Annotated in this window: 18 protein-coding genes and 1 pseudogene; 8 read left to right on the top strand and 11 right to left on the bottom strand. The window is 54.0% G+C overall.

Annotated features, from left to right (window positions below):
* Positions 1 to 43 precede the first annotated feature (43 nt).
* On the bottom strand, positions 44 to 1,300 hold the full coding sequence (locus tag MKY58_RS10525) for a hypothetical protein (RefSeq protein ID WP_339324480.1): 1,257 nt from the start codon (positions 1,298 to 1,300) through the stop codon (positions 44 to 46).
* A 124-nt stretch (positions 1,301 to 1,424) separates the two neighbouring features.
* A complete protein-coding gene (locus tag MKY58_RS10520; protein ID WP_036708252.1) occupies positions 1,425 to 1,985 on the bottom strand; it encodes an outer spore coat protein CotE in 561 nt (186 codons plus the stop codon).
* 210 nt (positions 1,986 to 2,195) lie between these two features.
* Between MKY58_RS10520 and MKY58_RS10515 the strand changes: the two genes are divergently transcribed.
* Complete coding sequence (locus tag MKY58_RS10515) at positions 2,196 to 2,621, top strand: hypothetical protein (protein ID WP_339324479.1); 426 nt, start codon at positions 2,196 to 2,198, stop codon at positions 2,619 to 2,621.
* 76 nt (positions 2,622 to 2,697) lie between these two features.
* On the opposite strand, the gene MKY58_RS10510 is transcribed toward MKY58_RS10515, so the two are convergent.
* The 5 genes from MKY58_RS10510 to MKY58_RS10490 all read right to left on the bottom strand — a co-directional run bounded on the left by MKY58_RS10510 (position 2,698) and on the right by MKY58_RS10490 (position 8,253).
* On the bottom strand, positions 2,698 to 3,678 hold the full coding sequence (locus MKY58_RS10510) for an aromatic acid exporter family protein (RefSeq protein ID WP_339324478.1): 981 nt from the start codon (positions 3,676 to 3,678) through the stop codon (positions 2,698 to 2,700).
* Between the two features lie 158 nt (positions 3,679 to 3,836).
* Positions 3,837 to 4,682 (bottom strand): ABC transporter permease, encoded by an 846-nt coding sequence (locus MKY58_RS10505; protein ID WP_339324477.1) that lies wholly within the window; start codon positions 4,680 to 4,682, stop codon positions 3,837 to 3,839.
* A 5-nt stretch (positions 4,683 to 4,687) separates the two neighbouring features.
* Positions 4,688 to 5,464, bottom strand: coding sequence for an ABC transporter ATP-binding protein (locus MKY58_RS10500; RefSeq protein WP_339324476.1), 777 nt, complete (start codon positions 5,462 to 5,464; stop codon positions 4,688 to 4,690).
* A 30-nt stretch (positions 5,465 to 5,494) separates the two neighbouring features.
* On the bottom strand, positions 5,495 to 6,505 hold the full coding sequence (locus tag MKY58_RS10495) for an ABC transporter substrate-binding protein (RefSeq protein WP_339324475.1): 1,011 nt from the start codon (positions 6,503 to 6,505) through the stop codon (positions 5,495 to 5,497).
* Positions 6,506 to 6,735: 230 nt separating this feature from the next.
* Positions 6,736 to 8,253: a carboxypeptidase M32 gene (locus MKY58_RS10490; protein WP_212948436.1), complete on the bottom strand. Its 1,518-nt coding sequence runs from the start codon at positions 8,251 to 8,253 to the stop codon at positions 6,736 to 6,738.
* Positions 8,254 to 8,411: 158 nt separating this feature from the next.
* Between MKY58_RS10490 and MKY58_RS10485 the strand changes: the two genes are divergently transcribed.
* The 5 genes from MKY58_RS10485 to MKY58_RS10465 all read left to right on the top strand — a co-directional run bounded on the left by MKY58_RS10485 (position 8,412) and on the right by MKY58_RS10465 (position 10,777).
* Positions 8,412 to 8,603: a hypothetical protein gene (locus tag MKY58_RS10485; RefSeq protein ID WP_339324474.1), complete on the top strand. Its 192-nt coding sequence runs from the start codon at positions 8,412 to 8,414 to the stop codon at positions 8,601 to 8,603.
* 34 nt (positions 8,604 to 8,637) lie between these two features.
* The gene (locus MKY58_RS10480; protein ID WP_339324473.1) at positions 8,638 to 9,213 is read left to right on the top strand and encodes a carbonic anhydrase; all 576 of its coding nucleotides are present in this window, start codon (positions 8,638 to 8,640) and stop codon (positions 9,211 to 9,213) included.
* Between the two features lie 130 nt (positions 9,214 to 9,343).
* Positions 9,344 to 9,904, top strand: coding sequence for a PadR family transcriptional regulator (locus MKY58_RS10475; protein WP_212948431.1), 561 nt, complete (start codon positions 9,344 to 9,346; stop codon positions 9,902 to 9,904).
* A 123-nt stretch (positions 9,905 to 10,027) separates the two neighbouring features.
* Positions 10,028 to 10,474 carry a hypothetical protein gene (locus MKY58_RS10470; protein WP_339324472.1) on the top strand — a complete coding sequence of 149 codons (447 nt, stop codon included), beginning with the start codon at positions 10,028 to 10,030 and terminating at the stop codon, positions 10,472 to 10,474.
* Positions 10,475 to 10,480: 6 nt separating this feature from the next.
* Positions 10,481 to 10,777 carry a YxcD family protein gene (locus tag MKY58_RS10465; protein WP_339325114.1) on the top strand — a complete coding sequence of 99 codons (297 nt, stop codon included), beginning with the start codon at positions 10,481 to 10,483 and terminating at the stop codon, positions 10,775 to 10,777.
* 164 nt (positions 10,778 to 10,941) lie between these two features.
* On the opposite strand, the pseudogene MKY58_RS10460 reads toward MKY58_RS10465, so the two are convergent.
* Positions 10,942 to 11,498, bottom strand: a pseudogene (locus tag MKY58_RS10460) (GNAT family N-acetyltransferase).
* Positions 11,499 to 11,683: 185 nt separating this feature from the next.
* Here MKY58_RS10460 and MKY58_RS10455 point away from each other — a divergent pair.
* Positions 11,684 to 12,316, top strand: a complete 633-nt coding sequence (locus MKY58_RS10455) for a copper amine oxidase N-terminal domain-containing protein (RefSeq protein WP_339324471.1) — start codon at positions 11,684 to 11,686, stop codon at positions 12,314 to 12,316.
* Positions 12,317 to 12,447: 131 nt separating this feature from the next.
* Here the strand turns inward: MKY58_RS10455 and MKY58_RS10450 are convergent, their stop codons facing one another.
* Positions 12,448 to 12,960 carry a DUF3231 family protein gene (locus MKY58_RS10450; RefSeq protein WP_339324470.1) on the bottom strand — a complete coding sequence of 171 codons (513 nt, stop codon included), beginning with the start codon at positions 12,958 to 12,960 and terminating at the stop codon, positions 12,448 to 12,450.
* Between the two features lie 352 nt (positions 12,961 to 13,312).
* On the opposite strand from MKY58_RS10450, the gene MKY58_RS10445 reads away from it, so the two are divergent.
* Positions 13,313 to 14,458, top strand: coding sequence for a lyase family protein (locus MKY58_RS10445; protein ID WP_339324469.1), 1,146 nt, complete (start codon positions 13,313 to 13,315; stop codon positions 14,456 to 14,458).
* A 141-nt stretch (positions 14,459 to 14,599) separates the two neighbouring features.
* On the opposite strand, the gene rpoN is transcribed toward MKY58_RS10445, so the two are convergent.
* The gene (gene rpoN, locus MKY58_RS10440; protein ID WP_339324468.1) at positions 14,600 to 15,913 is read right to left on the bottom strand and encodes an RNA polymerase factor sigma-54; all 1,314 of its coding nucleotides are present in this window, start codon (positions 15,911 to 15,913) and stop codon (positions 14,600 to 14,602) included.
* A gap of 134 nt (positions 15,914 to 16,047) precedes the next feature.
* Complete coding sequence (gene pruA, locus MKY58_RS10435) at positions 16,048 to 17,595, bottom strand: L-glutamate gamma-semialdehyde dehydrogenase (RefSeq protein ID WP_339324467.1); 1,548 nt, start codon at positions 17,593 to 17,595, stop codon at positions 16,048 to 16,050.
* Positions 17,596 to 17,780: the final 185 nt, after the last annotated feature.

Here is a 17,780-nt window from a genome sequence, read left to right as displayed (position 1 = left end):
TTGCTCACGCCCTATTATAGCAGAAATCGGAGGGAGTTCATCATCAGGGGCGAAATGGAATATTCCATAGCGGCCGGATGTCGCGGCTTTCGTTCCACGTCCCGCCCTGCCGGATGCGGTTCAGCAAAGGCAGGATGTGCTTTTGGGCCTCTTTTTGCTCCGCAAGGGACTCCAGGTCCGCAAGCAGCGGCTCCAAATATTCCCGGATAACGTCCCGCTGCCCGGCGTAATACGCCCTGTGGAGCCGCTCTTCTTCATCCAGCGGGCGGCGCGTCAGCTCGGCGTGATTCGTGGCGATCAAATGCGCCGTATACACGATGCCTTTCGTCAACATCGGAGACACGAGAAAGCTCGGCAGCGTGCGGTACTCGAAGCCGCCGTGGGGCTGCCTGCGGAAATCCCCGAGGTATCCGTACTTCGGGCGCCTATTCTGGCTGCTTGGCGCCTCCAGGACGGAAACGGGAAGCGTCAAATAATTATCGAGGGCCCGCAGCAGCTCCGCGGTCAGCGCAATCCCGCTGAAATGCAAATGTCCCCCAAGGGGCAGACCGGATTTCGGCATCCCTCCGGCAAGCCAGTGGAGGGAACGGTCGCCGATCATCTCGCCTGCCATGCGGAGCGTCCGCATCAGCCCGATGAGCAGGCCGCGCGGACTTTCGCTCGGCTCCGGGCGCAGCTCCGCGATCGGATACGATATCCCGCCTTCCCCGTGAACGGCGTCGCACCCCACTTCCCCATCCTTATCGAGAAACCGGGATGCGGGCACCACCTCCCCGCTTCTCGCTGGATCCACGATCAGGAATTCCGGATCCATGCCGAGCATGAGGGGCAAGCCGCCTTCCCGACCCTCCGCCTGCCTGCGCTCCTGCTCCTTTTGCGCCCGCTCGTAAAGCGATCTCAGCCGCCGGCTTCCGATCCAAGCGGAAGGCGTCACTTCCTCGACCGCATATCTCCTTTCGCCTCCGGCGGAAACCAAAATCACCTCGCCCGCGCTGAGCCCCAGCGTATAAAGGCTGCGAATCGCCATTTTTTCCAGCTGCCTCAGCAGGGAAGGGGAGGAAGCCCGATCCCGGCTTAACGCGATCGGAGTGCGTAAATTCCGGTTCGCTCCCTCCACGCTTGCGATTTCGATCGCCTGCAGTCCCGAGGCATGAACCGCGTACCTGCGCCGGTACACCTCCTGACCGTCCCGCTTACCGCCCTGAACGAGCAGCGAGCCGATTCCCGATCTTTGCAAGCGCGAATGCCTGAGCTGGACGGACCAGCTTCCGAAACGTTCCGCTTCTTCCCGACTGTCCATGGGCTCCCTTCCCTTCGCAAACGAAATTTTTTTGGCAAAAAAATAAAAAAGGAGGGCATCCGCCCTCTACGCCGCCGCCCTCTCGTCATATATTAAACCATACCTCTTTTCCAGCTTCCGCGATTTACAATTCATCGTCATCCAGCGAATCAGGATCCAAATCTTCATAATCCCCGTCGTCGCTGAAATCGAATTCCTTGTCTTCGTAATCGCCATGGCCTCTGCCGCACACGAGCACACGAACTTTGGTTTCGGCCACCAGCTCCACACGAAACTCGCGTTCTACCCGGATGATGACATTGCCTCCCCCTGACGAAACACTGGCTTCAACGCAGCTCGGTTCCTGCGTGGCCTCCGCTGAAACCTCCACGGTTGAAGCCCGGTGTTTCGGATCCAGGTACGAAAGCGGGACTAATTCTACATAAGATACCGTTTCTTTCGCGACGTCGGTTTGAGAGTTTTTGTCATAGGAATACCAGATGTTGATATCGTAAGTACCAATAACTTCAATTCCGTCGCCTGCGGCAACCGCTTCGTACTGGTGGTTTATAATCCAAGCCCCCAAAATACTGGTCGGATTATGAGGCGGTGTCACGGTATGTGTTACGGTAGAGAACTTACGACCCTTGCCGCAGATCGCTTTCGTGATGATCTCTCTACATTGATGTTTATCGCTTAATGACATCTTTGAACCTCCTCCATACAATCATTCACTTAAGTGTATGCAGGACATAGGCATTTGTTGATTAAACGAGCATAAATGTATGAAATATTATTCTTCCTTTCCGAAAAAGAATGAGGGCGATTCTCGAAAAAACGCAACATTTCCGCCGGACGCCGCGTTTTAGAAAATAAAAATTCAAGAGAGCCTAGCTCTTATGGAGCGTGAAGCCGAATGAAGAAGATAAAAAGAATGGCCTGCCTGCTGCCGCTCTTCGGATGGATTCTGGGAGGCTGCTTCGCCGCGTCCGGGCCGCCTGGGGACGAGCCGTTTTCGGCCGATGACGCCATCGCCAAGGTGATCCGCCAAGAGCAGCGCATCCATTTCCCCAAAACGGAGGGCAAAATCGAAGGCATCATCCACGGGGGCGGTCCGGATCCGGGAATGCGCGTTCCCGGTACGTTCGCGTCCGCCGCGAAAAAACGAAGCGGCACGGTCTACATCGTCAAGCTGACGGAAACGTGGAACGCGAAAGATTTCAGGCCTGAAGGGGCGCCTGCGGAGGGAAATTTAAGTTATTCCTGGGAGTACGAGGTCAGTCCCGCGGGAGTCAAGCTGGTGTCGGAGGGCGGGGATTTCCCGCCGGATCATGTGGAGTGAACGCGCCCGTTGCAAACAAAACCCCTGCCCGGTCAGGTTCTTCGGAATCCTGGGGCAGGGGTTTTACAATGGCCTTTCATTTCGACGCGATGGCGGCTTTTCTTGCGGCCACCGAGGTCGGCGCCTTATTTTTTTTGGCCAATTTGAGATAAAGCGAGAGCTCGCGGTTCAGCTGCAGGATCGCCGAACGGATTTCGAACTCCTCCCGCGTTGCGGGCAGCTCCATCCGCTTGAATTCCTCCTCCAGACGGCTCAGCAGAAATTCCGTCCGTCCGGTGTAGATCTCCTCCGTGACGTCGCGGCTGAGCTGATCGAACAGTTCGGCGACGTCGTCGGCCTGCGGCAGCTTCCGGTAAACATGCGAAACCAGCTGCATCATGTTCTGGATCGACTCCAGCTGCTCTTTCCGCATGTAAAAATAAATGCTCCAGGTTTCGTCCGGATGAAGCATCTGGTTTTCCATCGCTCGGTGCGCCGCTTCCTTTCCCTTCCGGATTTCCTTGCCTGCTTCGATGATTTCTTTTCCGTCCCATATATCGTCGGGATTGCGCAGCGACTCGGCGATCTTGGAAAAGATGATCGAGAACTGCTTATCCACCCGTTTGCGGATTTCAACCATTTGGTCGGATGCTCGCGGCATATACGCCAAATTGACGATCAGCGCCGAGCCGAGCCCGATTACCAAAAGCTCGATCTGCGTCCAAAGCGACTGCATCGTGATGCTGCCGTTCCCGTACACCCGGAATACCACGACCGAACTCGTGACGATGCCTTCCTTGAAATTGGCGCGGGCGATGGCCGGAAAAGCGACCAAAATATAAATCGCCAGCACCCAATAATGGAAGCCCAAAATTTCAAACAACACGCAGGCGAAAACGAGACCCAGAAGCGACGCGAAAAATCTGGCCGAAATCGTTTTGATGCTCCGTTTGCGGGTGACGTCCACGCCCAGCACGGCCAGCAGACCTGCGGACAGCGGTCCCGTCACGCCAAGCGCATCCGCCACCAGGATCGCCATCAGGGTCGCAATCGCCGTTTTAATGACCCGAAAGCCCATGAAACCGCCTCTTTCTTTTGCATAAGGATTTGAACAATCCTCTCCTCTTTTGACGTATTCCATGGTATCGGATTTCGGCGGTCAACACAATGTTACGCAGGCCTGTCAGCTCTTTCGGCAAAGTCAAACTCTTCGATAAAGTCAGCGATCCCAGGCTGTCATCGGTGCGTCAGCAGCTTGCGTTCGACGTAAACCACAAGCTGGTACATGCCCGTCGCAACGACGGCAATGATCACCAGGCTGGACAGCACAAGCGTAAAATTGAACACCTGAAAGCCGTAAATGATCAAGTAACCGAGCCCCATTTTCGCCACCAGGAACTCGCCGACGATGACGCCGACCCAAGCCATGCCCACGTTGACTTTCAGCGTGGATATAATCGTAGGAAAGGATGCGGGCAAAATCACTTTTTGGAACACCTGCGTCCTTGTGCCTCCGAAAACGCGCACCACCTTGATCAGATTCGCATCGACTTCGCAGAAGCTGTTATATACGACCAAGGTCGTCACGATCACGGTAATCGACAGCGTCGTCACCGTAATGGACAAAAAACCCGCCCCGAACATGACGATAAAAATCGGGCCCAAGGCGACCTTCGGCATGCTGTTGAAAACGACCATGTACGGGTCAAGCACCTTGGACAAAAACGGGGACCACCAGATCAGCACCGCAATGAGCGTGCCAAGCAGCGTCCCAAGCACGAATCCGACCACCGTTTCGCCGACCGTGATGCCGAGGTGTCCCCACAGCTCGCCGCTCGCGGCGTCCTTGCCGATCTGGGCGAATACTTTCGACGGGTAACTGAACAGCAGCACGTCGATCCATTTCAGCCTGCCGGCGATTTCCCACAACGCAAAAAACAACAGCAGAATCGCTATCTGAACCGAAAACACCTGCAGCCGCTGTCTTTTTTGGCGTTTGAGATGCGCTGCATGCAGCGCCTGTATGCCGTCTTCCGAAAGAGCGGGCGCTCTTGCGCCGATGCGGCCGTCCACAGCTGACATTCCCCTCACTCCTTATCTCCGGCGCTCTCCATTTCGCGCCAAATGTCATGAAACAATTCGTTAAAACCCGTTTGTTCCCTTGCAAGCAGCGGTCTTGCGCTGCGAATATGTTCCGGCACTTCGAACGATTTGCGGATTTTGCCCGGACGGCTTCCGAGCACGACGACCCTGTCGCTGACCGCGGCGGCCTCGGACAAATCATGCGTCACCAGTACCGCCGTTTTGTTTTTTTCGCGAAGCGTCCCTGCGATCAGGTCTTCGAGCTGCAGCTTCGTCTGGTAATCGAGCGCGGAAAACGGCTCATCCAGCAGCAGGATGCCGGGATCGGTCGTCAAGGTGCGCACGAGCGCGACGCGCTGCCTCATGCCCCCCGACAACTGCTGCGGATAAAGATTGCGGGCTTCCGAAAGGCCCATTTCTTCAAGCAAAGCGCCGGTGCGCGCCAGATGCTCCTGATCGAGCCGTCCCGTAAGCTCCAAACCGATCGAGGCATTTTCGAAAATGGTACGCCACGGGAAGAGATAATCCTGCTGCAGCATATATCCAACCTCGGCCGTAGGTCCATCCACTTTCCGTCCGTACACGAATGCTTCGCCTTTCGTGGGCTTCATCAGCCCGGCGATGATCGAGAGCAGCGTCGTCTTGCCGCACCCGCTGGGTCCGACAAGGCTCACGAACTCCCCCGGATATACCTGCAAATCCAAACCGTCCAGGGCCAGCGAGGCTTCGCGGTCACTGACGTATACGTGTGTGATATGCTTTAATTCGACTACCGGCTCCATGCTTCCATTCTCCTTTCGGCGTTCGGAATGCTATTTGACGGAAGATTTGGCTTTTTCGGCAAAGCTGTTGTCGACGATTGCGTTTGCCGGCACCTTCTCCTTCAGTTCTCCCGCCTGGCTCATGACTTCCAGCAGGTTGTTCCATTCCTCCTCGTCCACGACGGGGTCCGCCGCGTACGTTCCTTGATCTTTGTAGCGTTTGACGGCCGAAGCGATGATGCCTTTGTCCGTGTCCTTAAAATAAGGAGCAATCGCATCGGCGATTTCTTCCGGGCTGTGCTGCTGCACCCAGTTTTGCGCTTTTTGCAGCGCGTTCGTGAATTTTTGCACCGTGTCGCCGTGTTTTTTGATGTAGCTCTGCTTCGCCATAAACACCGTATAAGGAAGTCTGCCGCTTTCTTCCCCGAAGGAAGCCACGACGCGTCCTTTGCCTTCTTTTTCGAAAATCGATGCCTGCGGCTCGAACAGCTGCACGTAGTCTCCGGTTCCGGACAGATACGCCGAAGCGATGTTGGCAAAATCGATGTTTTGGATCAGATTCAAATCCTGACGAGGGTCGATGCCATGCTTCCTCAGCGCGAACTCGCCCGCCATCTGCGGCATGCCGCCTTTTCGTTGGCCGAGGAACGTGCTCCCCTTGACGTTGTTCCAATCAAGCTCCCCTTCCGCCTTCCTCGCCATCAAAAACGTGCCGTCCGTCTGCGTCACTTGGCCGAAATTGATGACCGGATCCTCCGATCCCTGCTGATACACGTAAATCGAAGTTTCCGAGCCCACCAAGGCGACGTCGATGGCACCTGACAACAACGCCGTCATCGTTTTGTCGCCGCCCGGAATCGTCTGCAGTTCGACATCAAGCCCTTCTTCCTTAAAAAATCCTTTTTCCAGCGCCACATATTCAGGGGCATAGAAAACCGATCTCGTGACTTCCCCTACCTTTACCTTTTGGGCGGCGTCGCTGCCTGAGCAGCCCGAAAATACCATTCCGCACAGGACTAGGGAGAAAAGTCCGATCCAGATTCCGCGTTTGCCTTTCGTCATACGCCTTCCTCCATCCTCTTCATTAGCCTACTGCCATCATATGCAGGCGCCCAGCAAAGGGTTATTCCTTCGAATGCCAGGAAACAATGAATGGCTGCCCCTGCAAACGAAACAACGCCAGGATGTTTCCTCGCCAGCCCCAGAATGCACAAAAAAACCCCCGAGCTTTGATCCGCGGCTTGACGCATGCGCGAATAAGGCTCAAGGGGTTTTGGTCGCTGTTTTTTCGCTTAAAGCTTGTAGATTTCTTTATACTTCTCTTCCAGATAGTCGGCCAGATAATCCGGATTCAGTTCTTCGCCGGTTACGTGCATGATAATCTCGGCCGGCGTAAGGCTTTTGCCGAAGCGGTAGATTTTTTCGGTCAGCCATTCCTTGATCGGAATCAGGTTGCCTTCGCGGATGTATCGATCCAGCTCCGGCAGCTCTTTTTTCATCGTGTTCATGATTTGGGCCGCGTACATGTTGCCGAGGGAGTAGGACGCAAAATATCCGAAATCCCCGCCCGACCAGTGGACGTCCTGCAGGACGCCAAGGCTGTCGTTCGGAGGCGTGATGCCGAGGTACTCCCGGTATTTTTCGTTCCATACCTTCGGCAGGTCCTTCACTTCCAAACCTTCGTTAAAAATCATTTTCTCGATTTCGTAACGGATAATGATATGCAGGTTGTACGTCAGCTCGTCCGATTCGATCCGGATCAGGGAATTTTCCACGCGGTTCACCGCTCTGTAGAAGTCGTCGAGCGAGACGTCCTGGAGCTGCTGTGGGAAATGTTTTTGAAGGTCCGGGTAATAACGCTCCCAGAACGGGCGGCTGCGGCCGATGATGTTTTCCCACAGGCGGGACTGGGATTCGTGGATGCCCATCGACGTCCCGGTCGCAAGCGGCGTGCCCGCCAAATCCTTGCTGATGTTTTGCTCGTATAAGGCATGTCCGCCTTCATGCAGGGAGCTGAACAGCGCGCTGGTCACGTCGTCCTGCAAATAATGGGTCGTGATCCGCACGTCGCCGGAGTTCAGTCCGATGGCAAACGGATGCACGCTTTCGTCGAGGCGTCCGGCATCGAAGTCGTAACCCATCTGCTCCAGGATGAACAGCCCCATTTTTTCCTGCTGCTCCCGTTCGAAAATTTGGTCCAGGAACGTCGTGTCCGGCTTGTTCGGAGATGCTTGAATGGCCGCAACGAGCGGCACCAGACGGTCGCGCAGCCGGCCGAACACTTCGTCGAGCTTAGCTACGGTCAGATCCGGCTCGTATTTATCGAGGAGCGTGTCGTACGTCGTTCCCTTCACGCCCCAGTATCCGATGAACTCTTTCAGCAAATCGACGATTTTGGCCAGGTTCGGCTCGAACGAAGCAAAGTCGTCGTTGGCTTTGGCTTCTTCCCAAATCGTTTGCGTATGCGCGGACAGCACGGAGAATTCTTCGATTTTTTTCGCGGGAATCCGTCTGTTTTCGTCGTAGTCCTTTTTGCATTCCTTTACGACGCGGCGGGTCGTTTCATCCAGCTGGCTGTCGACTTCCGGCCTTGTAAAAAAGGCTATGTACTCTCCCATTTCGTCCGAGACGCGCAGCTTGAACTGCTCTGCGGACAAGGTGCCGATGACGCCGGAACGAAGCTCCACGCTTTTGCGCGGCGCGCCTGTGCGCAGGTCCCAATGCATCAGCGAGATCGCTTCGTTATATGCGCTAATTTTGCGGACAAGTTCCATAAATGCTTCCAATTTCGCTTTCAAGTCTGTTTCCATTTTATGTTTCACCTCGCCACGTATTTTTACCTTCCCTCTTGATGATACTTTTTGCGGAAAGTATAATCAATATTTAATACGAAATGTTCGTAGAAGGATTGCCGAAACCACGGGGAGGAGGCGGCTGCGGAGTGAACGGCATTCCGGCATGATGGATCGTGCCCGCGCGGGACAAAGACGATTTGCCGATACATAGCGAGCATTTCCATTTTGTCATCAACCGGGACCATGCGGTATACTTCGAAGAGAACCTGTATCTCGATTCCGAAGAAACGTTCCCTTCCTTCCGCCTCTTTACTCGGGACAGCCAGCTGTACGGCAAAAATATCCGCTTGCTGGATCAACGGTAGAATCATATTTTTTAACGAAAGGTAGTGTTGCACCATGAGCCAAGTATCCGAAATTTTGCAGTATAACCGTCAATTCGTTGAAGACAAAGAATACGAAAAATATTTGACGGGCAAGTTTCCCGACAAAAAAATGGTCGTCATCACCTGCATGGACACCCGTCTCGTCGAACTGCTTCCGAAAGCGATGAACCTGAAAAACGGTGACGTCAAAATCATCAAAATCGCCGGCGGGATCGTTTCCCATCCGTTCGGCAGCGTCATGCGGAGCATTCTCGTCGCCCTGTACGAGCTGAAAGCGGACGAAGTGATCGTTGTCGGCCACCTGGATTGCGGCATGGCGGCGCTGGACGGCGATCATATGATTCAGGAAATCAGAAACCGCGGCATTTCGGAGGAAGTGCTGTCGACGCTCGAACATTCCGGCATCGATCTGAACAGCTGGCTGCGCGGATTCAAGGACATTAAAGCAGGCGTGACGGGAACCGTCGACCTGATCAAAAACCACCCTCTCCTGCCGGCCGGCGTGCCCGTACACGGCATGATCATCGATCCGAACACCGGCGCGCTTGATCTGGTCGTCGACGGCTACGAGCAAAAATCGGCAAAATAACGTATCATTCATAAAATTGTCAAAACACGGATACCTGTATCCGTGTTTTTGTTTGCTCAGGTTGAAAACCATACAGTTTAAGTGTACACTTTGGGTTGAAAGAACATATCACGTATGGGAGACATTGCAAATGAATACGTTATCCTACGGATTATTGGCTTTTTTGGCGCGGGAACCTTCCTCGGGCTATGACGTTATGCTGAAAATTCAGCCGTTCTGGCAGGCCAAGCACAGTCAAATTTATCCTCTTCTGGCGCAAATGGAGGAAAAGGAATTCCTCACTTCGCATTGGGTCAAACAGTCGGAAAAGCCCGATAAGAAAATCTACTCGATCACAGATAGCGGGATTCGCAAACTGAAGGAATGGATGTACATGCCTCTTCCCGACCCGGTCACGCGGGATGAGCTTTCGATGAAAACGTTCTGCATGTGGCTGACCGACCGCGACAACGCGATCGATATCGTGGAGACGAGAAGAGTGTATTTTACGCGCAGGCTCGAATCGTTCCATAAAATGATGGAAAGCATCCCGGAGGAAAAGCGCGTTTTCGGCCATCGCGAGTTTTATGACTACATTCTCATCCAAAAAGGCATATTCAACGCGACCGCGGGAAAAGATTGGTGCGAATGGGTTCTGGGCATGCTAAGGGAGCAGCAGGCCAAAGAAGCGCCGGCCCAAACGGTGAATTGAAGCAAAAAAATTAAGTTGTTGTATATTTTTTTATTAAAAAATGAAACTTTAAGATACTAAGCACGTAAAGCATAGTAGGCAGCCTATACATGCCAGCAAAATATTCGGGAGGGTTATTACTTCATGATGAACAAATCGATCAAGAAATGGATCATGATTGTCATGGCGTTTACGTTTATCTTCGCCGTCACGGTACCGGCGGACAACGCGGATGCCCGTCGCGGCGGCGGCGGTGGCTTCAGATCCGGTACGAAGGGTTTCACCAACACGCCAAAAAAATCGACGACGTCGGACAATTACAAAAAATCCACGAATACGAGCAACGCTTCGACAAGCGCTCCTCAGAAACGCGGATTCTTCAGCGGCGGCGGCTTCTTTAAAGGCCTGATGATCGGCGGCCTGGCCGGCATGCTGTTCGGCGGATTGTTCGGCAACATGGGCTTCTTCGGCAACATCCTTGGACTTCTCATCAACCTGCTTGCGATCTACGTTATCATCGCCCTCGTCGTCGCAGCGGTCAGAGCGTTCAAGAACCGGCGCAAACCGGATACGCGCAACGGACGGTATTAAGCCATGCTGGTACTGTCCATGGATGAAATCGTCAACGCGATCTGCCTCCATATCGCCGAACGCAAACAAATTCGTCCGCAAGACGTTCAAGTCGAGCTTTTCTGGGACGAAGACACCGGTTACAGCGCAGAGGTCTGGGCTGAGGGGCGCAGCCAATATTTGGTGGAATCGAACATGATCGAAGCCATCATGCGTTATCTGTACAGCGAATACAATATTCGCGCGTACCGCGAGCAGATTACGCTGGAACTGGATGAAGAGATCACCGCGCATGTCGACGTGGAAATGGAACAAGCGTACTGATATATACCGCTTTGGAATGATCAAGCCTGGGACCGAGGTCCCAGGCTTTTATTTTATGCGGGAGAACGCGTACGTCTTGGTTTAAACGGAACCCCATCCGGACGAAGCACCCGCTTGAACCCATACTCGATAGCCGCTAAACGTTGCCGCGTACCCTCCTCCCTTTAAAATATATAATACCAATACATCGCAACCTCATCGGTATCCTTGTTGATCCCTTTATATGCCTGCAAGTCGAATCCGCCGATAAAGAAGCCGCAGCGTTCGTAAAACTTGCATGCGCGGACGTTATTGTTTTGCGTTTCCAACATGAGACCGGGCATTCCGTTGGCTTTCGCCCAACGTTTGGCTTGTTCCACCAATTTCGTTCCGACCCCATTCCGCCTGAACTTTCGGTCCACTTTAATGTCCTCAATGTATGCGTATTCGTTCCAATTGCGTTTGATGACAATCTGCCCGGCCGGTTGGTTTTCCATGAACGCCAAAAAAACGGCCTGATCCGGATGATCGATTTCCATCGAGCACTCGGGTTCCGCCATATCTTTAAATGGTTCGTCTTCATAGCTTTTTTCGTAGCTTGGCACGGGCTTAACCGCATATTCAATCTGATTGTCCCGCAGCGACAGAAGCAAAAAATCGAGTCCACCGTAAACCGATCATCGATGTCGATTCGTTGCCTGCAATCCTCTTTCGTCATTTTCCGTACGATGATGTTCTCCATATAAACGACTCCCCTTTGTGATCACGCTGAAAGTAGTTCATAAGCCTTCGGGCCCACCGCAAAAAAGCCGGAAACTTTGTCTCTTTCCAAACTTGGCTTAGCTTCAAAATCTATCAAAATATTCCCTATTATGCTTATATATGCTATCATAGATAGGAATATTATACCAGAAAGGAGTTCATACTATGAAAAAAAGATGGTTAACTAGTTCTTTTGCATTACTATTTTTGCTTTCCGGCACTCTTGCATCTGCACACCCTGGCAGAACCGATGCCCAAGGCGGCCATACCTGCTGGACCAATTGCTCCCGATGGGGCCTGGAATATGGCCAATACCATTACCATAACGGAGGAGGCTCCTCTTCGGGTTCCAAAAAGTCTTCGGGCAGCTCTTCTTCGGCCCCGAAACGTTCCAGTGCGCAAACATCCAAGCCCAAACCGGCAAAACCAACGCCTTCCTATAAAGAGTCCGGGCTTAAGGTATACGTCAATGGAAACAAAATCAATTTTACGAGTGCGCCTTTGATCATTGAAAATACCAATCTGGTGCCTCTCCGGGATCTCGTTACCGCATTGGGAGCCAGCATGAATTACGATCCAAGCAGCGGGACGATCGGGGTTGCCAAAGGCAAATCCAAAGTCACGCTAACGATCGGAAGCAGCACCGTATTTTACAACGGCAAATCCGAAACGGCCAGCGCGGCTCCCAAAATCATTCACGGGATTACATACGTGCCGGTGCAAGTGATCGTCAAAGGACTTGGAGCGGGCATGGACTACAGCTCCGGCGACCATTCGTTCAAAATCACGATCAAATAAACGGCGGTCCCAAACGTTCCGTATTGCGCAACATGGCGTACGACCCGTCTGCCATTCAATAAATGCACGACCTTTATACATCAAAGCCCTTGCCATCAAAATACCGGCAAGGGCTTTTTGTCATGATGCTGCTATTCCTCTACAGGTCTTTTGATTTGCAGCGGAGGCGGAATCAGCCAGCCTTTTTCCTTGCTGAGCCGAAGAATGCGGAGGCCAAGGGCCATTTTGGTCGCATGGTATTTCGCAAACAATGCGCCGATGTCCTCGCGGATGCACTGGCCGATGATCGAGCTGCAGGCGACCAGGCCGGCAGCGGTTTCCACCGCGATTTTGGCGGCGATTTCCTGGTCCATGAATCTGGCGCCGATCGGAATGTCCTCCAGCTTGGCATCGGGCCTTTCCGGGAGCACCGGCGCGGGGGCAATGCCGTTATCCGTCAACAGCGCGTCGCATTCCTTGATTTCAAGTTTGGCTTGGTCGATCAAGTCGTCGAGGATTTTTTTCAATTCCTTGTCGCCGGCGTGGTTCAGATAAGCCTGATAGCAGGATACCGTTCCTTTGGCCGTCTTGGAAGCTTCCCATACACTAAATACTTCGCCGTAATGCATCGGCTCGTCTTTTGGATTTCCGTCTAGAATGCCCATTGTATATGATCTCCTTTGATCGTTATCGTTACCGATTCATTATCTGCAGGAAATCATTGTTTTATGTTTCCGGAAATCGAAGGGGGGTCACCCCTTAATCCTTATAAGGATCAAATTCATCCGCTCCAGCCATGCCGACGCCGATCGGCTCCACTTCCGTTTCGATCAGATGAAAATCGGGGGCGACCGATACGCAGCAATGCCTGACGAGAGACAACGTTTGAGTCGTTTTTATTCGAGGGGGGAGTTCTTTTTCGCATGCGTCCCGTTGTTGGAACGAAATTTGCTTGCGTAAGAGGATGACAAAGTAAAACGCGAGTGGATGTCCAAAGCGAAAGGGGAAGCGAAACATATGATCAGAATCGAACAAGACGGGTTGGGGGCGCGGGCGCTGCCCTCCCATGCTTATTACGGAATTCGTACGCTCCGGGCCTCGGAAAAGGTTCCGCACGGTGCGGGCATGCCGATCCATGGGGAACTCATGAAGGCGCTGGCATGCGTAAAAAAAGCCGCGGCACTTGCGCATCTGGAATCGGGGACGCTGCCGGCGCGGATCAGCGGTCTCATCGTCAAGGCGGCGGAAGAAGTCATCGCAGGACAACATGCGCGGGATATCGTCGTCGATTGGCTTCAGGACCCGACGGGCGAATCGCTGAATATGAACGTCAACGAGATTATAGCCAACCGGGCTCTTGAACTGATGCTGGAGGACAAAGGCAGTTATTCCATTCTTGATCCCGTCCGGCACGTGAACCGGGGGCAGTCGGCAAACGGCGTCATCGCGATAGCCCTTCGGGTTGCCTCCCACCGGTTAGCTGAGCGGTTGATCCGCTCCGTCGACCAATTGATCGGCGCCCTGGTCGCCAAAAAAACGGAGATCGGCAGCCGGCCAATGCCTGAAGGCCATCAGGAACAGCCGGGAACGCCGGCGTGGTTCAGCCGCCGACTGGATGAAGGCGCGTGGCAGCTGGAGTCGGGTATGGAACGCATAGCGGCCGCAAACGCCCGGCTTGCCGCAAGTTTGACGACGACGAATGCCGGCATGGAGGATGAGGCCATCGCTTCCAAAACGTTATCCCATTTGCGCAATACCGCCCAAATCGGCGAATCGATCGGAGACGGTAACGGGGCGGCGGAGCGAAACAACGAAGCGTTTACCCGGCTTTCGTCGGCCGTAAGGCACTTGGCGCTGAATCTGTCCAACCTGTGCAGCGACATCCGGCTCGCAGCCTCGCTGCAGAACCTTGCCGATTCTCCCGAATGGATCAGCGGCAAAGAGGTTGCCGCCAGCGAAGCCTTGGGCCAAATCGCTTTTCAGGCGATCGGGTTTGATCACAGCCTCGGCCTTGCCGCCGAGGCCGGCATGCTCGATCCCGGCGCCATCCCGCCCGTCGTCGCTTATAACCTGTTGGAATCGCTGACCATGATGGATAAAGGCGTGGAGGCCTTTGCGGCGGCGATCCAGAGCCATGCCGAACGGAGAGCTTCCTGCCGGTAACGCCAAGCACCCCCTGACAATGAAATTGAATCCTTCGAAAGACCATCCGGCGCATCATTGCCGCTCGTTTGAGCGGCATTTTTCATGCGGGACAAAAATAGGCCGCTCCCGGAAGCCGCGTTTTCGGGAACGGCCTATTTTTTAGATTTTGTTTTTCCGGCCCGGCGAGGATGCAATGTTTAATTCTTCCCGGTATTTGGTGACCGCTCTGCGCGATAGCCGGATTCCTTCCGAAAAAAGCGCGTCGGCGATGTTCTGGTCGGATAACGGTCGATGTTTATCTTCAGAAGCGATGAGTTCCTTGATCCTTGCTTTCACCATCCTGGATGAAGCCGATCCCCCGTTTGAAGTCGCAACCCCGGCGGCAAAAAAATACTTCAGCGGAAACACGCCGTGCGGCGTAAGCGCATACTTTCCGCGAATCGCGCGGCTCACCGTCGACTCGTGCATATCCAGCTTGCCTGAAATCGTGCTTAACGTCATCGGCCGGATGCCTTTGATCCCTTCGTCGAGGAATGCCTTCTGTTCCTCCATCATGGCATATGCCACTTTCAGCAAGGTCGTCTTCCGCATCTCCACGCATCGCATGAGCCATTCGGCCGACCTGAAGCAGTCTTTTACGTAGGAAAAAGCCGCGGCCGATGAGCGGGGTTCCGCCCATTTCCGGTATTCTTCGCTTATGGAAAGTTTGGGACGACTCATCGCATGCAGCGTGACCGAAAAGGAGTCCGCATAACGTTCGACGATCATGTCCGGGACGACATACTGCGGCTCGAAAGCCGCCAAATCCAGCCCCGGACGCGGATTCAACGTCCGAATGTATTGCAGCGCGCGGACCGCCTGCTCCTTCGGAATCCGAAGTGCCGAAGCAATCCGGCCGAGATTGCCGCCGGCTGCATCGGACAAATACCCGTCGGCGATCTCGAAGGCATACGGCACGGATTGCGGATCGCGGACGATCTGGAGGATCAGACATTCCCGCAGATCCCTGCAGCCGATACCCGCCGGTTCCAAGGATTGCAGCTTTTCCAGCGCCATCTCGACCACCGTTTCAGCAACCTTTAAGTTCCCGGCGATTTCGGTTAGCGGAACGTTCAAATACCCGTTTTCGTTCAAATTGCCGGCCAAATAGGCAGCCGCTTTAAACACGTCGGAAGGGAGCGAAAGCAGCCGAAGCTGGCTCAGCAGTTTTTCTTCCATCGTATCCTCTTTGGCGGCGGCGCACCAAAGCGGATCGGGCGTCATCGCCCCGCCTTTTCCGGTTCCGGTCCTTTTTCCGAACGCCTCCCGACTTCGGGAAAACTCAAACTCCAGCACCGGATTTTCCGTCGCCTGTTCCTGCAAATATTGCAGCAGCTCATCGGTGGACAACGATAAAATATGGATGGATTGCTTCAGTTCAGGAGTGACCGCCAGCTTCAAGCGTTGGTCTTGCGCCAGTTGGTAGCCTAACAACGTCCTCCCCCCTTCCGCGCAGGTCGTTCTACCCCAAGAATGAAGGTGCTTTTTACAATACTCAATAACGGTACTATGAAATTGATTCTACTTAACCTTATGCAAAAAGGCTACCGCTGCCACTGTCTAAAATTTTAGAATCGATCGGAAACCAGCTTCGCTTGCGTAAACAGCAGCAAATAATCCCTGCCCCCGGCTTTCGAATCGGTTCCCGACATGTTGAACCCGCCGAAAGGATGCGTACCGACGAGCGCTCCCGTACATTTGCGGTTAAAGTAGAGGTTGCCCACGAAAAACTCGCGTCTCGCTTTTTCCAAATGGGCCCCGTTACGCGAAATGACGGCTCCGGTCAATCCGTACACGGTATTGTTCGCGAACTCCAGCGCTTCGTCGAACGATTTGGCTTTCGTGAACGCAACGACGGGACCGAAAATTTCCTCCTGCGAAATGCGTGCCTCCGGATCCACGTCCGCAAAAATGGTCGGCTCGATAAAAAATCCGTCGGGAGATCCCGTGCCGCCGCCTAACACCAGGCGCCCTTCCTGTTTGCCGATTTCGATGTATTCCTGTATTTTGGCATACGCCTTCTCGTCGATCACCGGCCCGAGGTTCGCGGACGCTTCGGCCGGGTTGGCCATGATCAGCTTGCTTGCGCGCTCGACGACTTTGTCCAGGACGATGTCGTACACATCCTCATGAACAATGACGCGCGAGCAGGCCGAGCATTTTTGCCCGGAGAAACCGAAGGCGGAAGCGGTGATCGCATCGGCTGCAAGCTCAAGGTCGGCTTCTTTGTCGACGATGATGGCATCTTTTCCGCCCATTTCGGCAACGACGCGTTTGATCCATTTTTGCCCCGGCTGCGTTTTGGCAGCCCGTTCGTTGATTCGCAGTCCGACATCCCGCGAGCCCGTGAAGCTGATGAACCGGGTAAGCGGATGATCCACGAGGTAATCGCCGACCTCCCCGCCCGGTCCCGGCAAATAATTGACGACCCCCGGCGGCAAGCCCACTTCTTCGAGCAAAGCTACGAATTTCGCCGCGATGACCGGCGTCGTGCTGGCCGGCTTGAGAACGACCGTGTTGCCGGCGACCAGCGCGGCCGTGGTCATGCCGGCCATAATCGCAAGCGGGAAGTTCCACGGAGGAATGACGACGCCGACGCCGAGGGGCAGGTAATAAAGCTCGTTTTCTTCCTCTTCACTGACCGTCAACGGCTGCGGCAAGCTGAGACGCTGCATTTCCCGTCCGTAAAATTCAAGGAAATCGATTGCTTCGGCCGTTTCGACGTCGGCTTCCACCCTTGTTTTACCGGCCTCCAAGGTCATCAAGGCGGAAAACTCGTGGCGGCGCCGGCGCAAGATCGCGGCGGCCCGGAACAAATACCGCGCGCGTTCGTTCGGATCGGTACGCTTCCAAGTTTCGAACGTCGCCGCCGCCGTTTGAATCGCCTTCTCCGCGAGCGGAATGTCGGCTTGCGAGACGCTGCCGATGATCTGCTTCTTATTGGCCGGATTGATCGAAGCGATTTTGCGGTCGGTCATGATTTTTTCGCCGCCGATGATGACGGGATACGCCTTCCCCAGTTCCGCTTCCGCCTTTTTCAGCGCGGCATCGTATGCCTCGTTGTTGCTTTTTTCTTGGAAATTGACAAAAACCTCGTTTTTGAATTCGGATCTCATAAATCGTTACCATCCTTTCTTTTCGGTTTCGATAGTTCATCCTGCTTCTATAACGGTATGCAAGCAAAATCCGTGCCAAACCATCCTCCCGGTGCGTTGCGAACGGCAACCAAGCAAAAACAGGAAGAGCGGCCTGCATTAACCGCTTTTTTTGGCATGCCTTTTGCTTGGATCATCGTTAAAGA

The sequence above is a fragment of the Paenibacillus sp. FSL W8-0194 genome, from assembly GCF_037969745.1.
GTDB classification, from domain to species: domain Bacteria; phylum Bacillota; class Bacilli; order Paenibacillales; family Paenibacillaceae; genus Paenibacillus_AQ; species Paenibacillus_AQ cookii.
Note: the sequence above shows the minus strand (reverse complement) of the source record. Positions and strands in the feature narration are given on the sequence as shown.